Genomic DNA, 3,257 nt, shown 5'->3' on the forward strand with positions numbered 1-3,257 from the left:
CCCTGTGGTGGTCTCCTTCTGGAGTCCAGAAGGAGGTCAGGAGATGGGGCGGATGGAGGTCATCACCCGGACGGAGCGCCGGCGCACGTACAGCGAGGCGGAGAAGGCGGCGGTGGTCGCCGAGGCGTCTGTGCCGGGCGTGACAGTGCGCGAGGTGTCGCGGCGGCTCGGCATTGCCGAGAGCCTCATCTACAACTGGCGCTCGGCGCAGCGAAAAGCGGAAGGCATCGCCAGCGAGCCGTTGGAGTTCATCCCGTATGGCGTGGTGGTCGACACGGCATCCGAGCCGAGCATGGCGCTGATGCCGGCAACACCAGCGCCGGCACCCGCCAAGCCGTCGTCACCTCCCGTGTCTGCGGAGGACGTGATCCGCCCGCATCCGGGGGCGCGGCCCGGCGGCATCGACATCGACTTGGCCAGCGGAGTCCGACTGTCCGTCGACAGCTACGTCAACGAGAAGGCGCTCGCCCGCGTGCTGCGGGCGCTGGGGCACGCGTCGTGATAGCGCTGGCGCCGGGCACCAAGGTCTATCTCGCCTGCAAGCCGGTGAGCATGCAGAAGGGCTTCGACGGGCTGACCGCGCTTGCCAGCCAGGTGCTCGCCGCTGACCCCTATTCCGGTCATCTGTTCGTGTTCCGGGGCAAGCGCGGCGACTATCTGAAGGCGCTGTACTGGGACGGCTCGGGCATGTGCCTGTTCGCAAAGCGACTGGAGAAGGGCCGATTCGTGTGGCCACCACTGGTCGACGGCGGCATCGTGCTCAGCCCTGCGCAGTTGGCGCTGCTCATCGAGGGCATCGACTGGCGACGCACCGTGGCGCCGGCTCCGGTGACCGCGCCGAGCCTCGTCTGAGCGGCACTTTTTCGTCGTTTTCGCTTGGCCTGAGTCGGGCCGGTGGTAGGATGGGCCATGTCGCTGGCGATGGTCGATCTCCCCTCCGACCCGGACGAACTGCGCGCCTTCGCACAGGCGTTGCAGGCCCAGCACGCAGCCACCGTTGCCGAACTGGCCAGCACCGCGGTCGAGCTTCGCGCGGCCAAGGCGACCATCCAGCTGACCGCGCTGGAGATTGAGAAGCTCAAGGTCCAGCTGGCGCGCCTTCGGCGCATGCAATTCGGCCAGTCGTCCGAGCGTCTGACGCGCGAGATCGAGCAGTTGGAGCTCCGGCTCGAAGAGCTGGAGACGGTCGAGGGCGAGGCGACCAGCGCATCCGCTGACGCTGGCGTGCCAGCACCTGTCCGCGAGAAGCACAAGCCCAAGCGCCTGCCACTACCCGACCATCTGCCGCGCCACGAGGTCGTCCACGCCGCTCCGCATGCTGACGGCTGCGGCGCGTGCGGCGGGACGATGTCGGCGCTTGGCGAGGACGTGACCGAGGTGCTGGAGTATGTGCCCGGCCGCTTCCAGGTCGTGCGCCACGTCCGGCCCAAGCTCGCCTGCCAGCGTTGCGACGCCATCACCCAGGCGCCGGCTCCGGCGCTGCCCATTCCGCGCGGCAAGGCTGGTCCCGGCCTGCTCGCGCATGTGCTGGTGTCCAAGTACGCCGACCACCTCCCGCTCTACCGTCAGGCGGAGATCTACGCCCGCGAAGGCGTCGACCTCGACCGCTCGACCATGGCGGACTGGGTCGGCCAGGTCAGCTGGCTGCTCCAGCCACTGGTCGACCACATCCGCGCGCATGTATTCGCGGCCGACAAGATCCACACTGACGACACGCCGGTCCCCGTGCTGGCGCCGGGCAGCGGCAAGACCAAGACCGGCAGGCTCTGGGTCTATGCTCGCGACGACCGGGGATGGCAGGGCATTGGCCCGCCGGCAGCGGCATATTTCTACACGCCTGACCGCAAGGGCGAGCGACCGCGCGCGCATCTCGCCAGCTTCAGCGGCTTCCTGCAGGCGGACGGCTATGCGGGATACGAGCAGCTGTACGATGGACGCCGGCAGCCCGGACCCATCGTCGAGGTGGCGTGCTGGGCGCACGTCAGGCGCAAGATTTACGACGTGTGGAAGGGGACCGGCTCGACCACGGCCCGCACCGGCGTCAGCATGATCGACCTGATATACGAAATGGAGGAGTTGGGACGCGGGCTGCCGCTCGACGAGCGTCACGACCGCCGGCAGGTCGTGAGGGCAGCGGTGAACGGCTTCTTCAACTGGGCCGGGGACACGATGCGGCGCATCTCGGGCAAGGGGGCGCTGGCCGATGCCATCCGCTATGCCGTGAAGCGACGCGAGGCGCTGACCCGCTTCTGCGACGACGCGCGGCTAGAGGCGGACAACAACCGCGCCGAGAACTGCCTCCGACCCGTCGCGCTCGGTCGCAAGAACTACCTGTTCGCCGGCTCGGACAAGGGCGGCGAGCGGGCTGCGGCGATCTACACGCTCATCCAGACCGCCCGGCTCAACTTCATCAATCCCGAAGCCTGGCTGCGCGATGTGCTCACCCGCATCGCCGATGGGCACCCTGCCAACCGTATCGGCGAACTTGCGCCGTGGTCATGGGTAGACCAAACAGCTCAGGTTTCCGGTGCAGGATTCACCAGACAGCGGGTCATTTCTACAGCAAGCGTGCTCTCGAGCTCTGCTTGAATCTGCTCCTCATCACGCGTGACAAGCAGATCAAGCGGCATCTCACCTTGGCTGATCAGCAGCCTCGAGCCGTCATCGCCAGTAAATAACAAACCTCTCGCTACCAAACATGCGTGAGTGAACCCGAACGGCGCTGCTCCGAAATGGGTTGCTGGGTTCTTCCACCATTCGTCAGGGACTGTCTCCAGAGGGATCGTCCATTCTCGCTTCCATAGAACATCGACGCGCCAATTTGCAAAAGGCCAGCTACTCACATTTTCTGGTTCGAAATGCTCGGGCAAGGGCTGAGCGGCAGCCCATTCTGCACCAGCAGCCTTCAACTGCTCGACCATCTCTTCCATTTGCGGTCGGCTTTCGCGAGCGGCAGTATGAAGCTGTTCTGGCGTACGAAGAGCCAGGGTGAAAACCTCGAATTTGAACACGATATCTCGGCTCACGCTGGTGACCAGCAGTGGTGGGTGCTTCCCCCGCAGAAGCCAGAGACCCCAAGTCAGGCCGCGCGTTCCGACAAGACCATACCCCGTCAACGTAGAGCATAGGGAGCGCAAATCGTCCGGTGCGGCGTCGATCGGTTCAGGTGGCGCGTCAATCATCCAAGGACCGTAGCACGGTCGAGATTTTGCCTGAACCGTTCCGCATTATGCAGACGGCTCTCGCCGGACGCTTAC

At 65.7% G+C, this 3,257-nt stretch carries 4 protein-coding genes; 3 read left to right on the forward strand and 1 reads right to left on the reverse strand.

Annotation, left to right across the window (positions count from 1 at the left end):
- Positions 1–4 precede the first annotated feature (4 nt).
- Genes tnpA through tnpC form a run of 3 tightly spaced genes read left to right on the forward strand, consistent with a single transcriptional unit; the run spans position 5 to position 2,589 of the window.
- On the forward strand, positions 5–502 hold the full coding sequence (gene tnpA / locus AAIO73_RS20055) for an IS66-like element accessory protein TnpA (protein WP_345880550.1): 498 nt from the start codon (positions 5–7) through the stop codon (positions 500–502).
- Positions 499–852 carry an IS66 family insertion sequence element accessory protein TnpB gene (gene tnpB, locus AAIO73_RS20060; protein WP_345880546.1) on the forward strand — a complete coding sequence of 118 codons (354 nt, stop codon included), beginning with the start codon at positions 499–501 and terminating at the stop codon, positions 850–852. Before tnpA ends, tnpB begins: the two co-directional genes overlap by 4 nt.
- A gap of 57 nt (positions 853–909) precedes the next feature.
- Positions 910–2,589: an IS66 family transposase gene (gene tnpC / locus AAIO73_RS20065; RefSeq protein ID WP_526023832.1), complete on the forward strand. Its 1,680-nt coding sequence runs from the start codon at positions 910–912 to the stop codon at positions 2,587–2,589.
- Here tnpC and AAIO73_RS20070 read toward each other — a convergent pair.
- The gene (locus AAIO73_RS20070; RefSeq protein WP_345880548.1) at positions 2,517–3,182 is read right to left on the reverse strand and encodes a hypothetical protein; all 666 of its coding nucleotides are present in this window, start codon (positions 3,180–3,182) and stop codon (positions 2,517–2,519) included. The genes tnpC and AAIO73_RS20070 overlap by 73 nt on opposite strands.
- Between the last annotated feature and the right edge of the window lie 75 nt (positions 3,183–3,257).

The sequence above is a fragment of the Sphingomonas epibiotica genome (assembly GCF_039615155.1).
In the GTDB taxonomy this organism is placed as follows: Bacteria; Pseudomonadota; Alphaproteobacteria; order Sphingomonadales; family Sphingomonadaceae; genus Sphingomonas.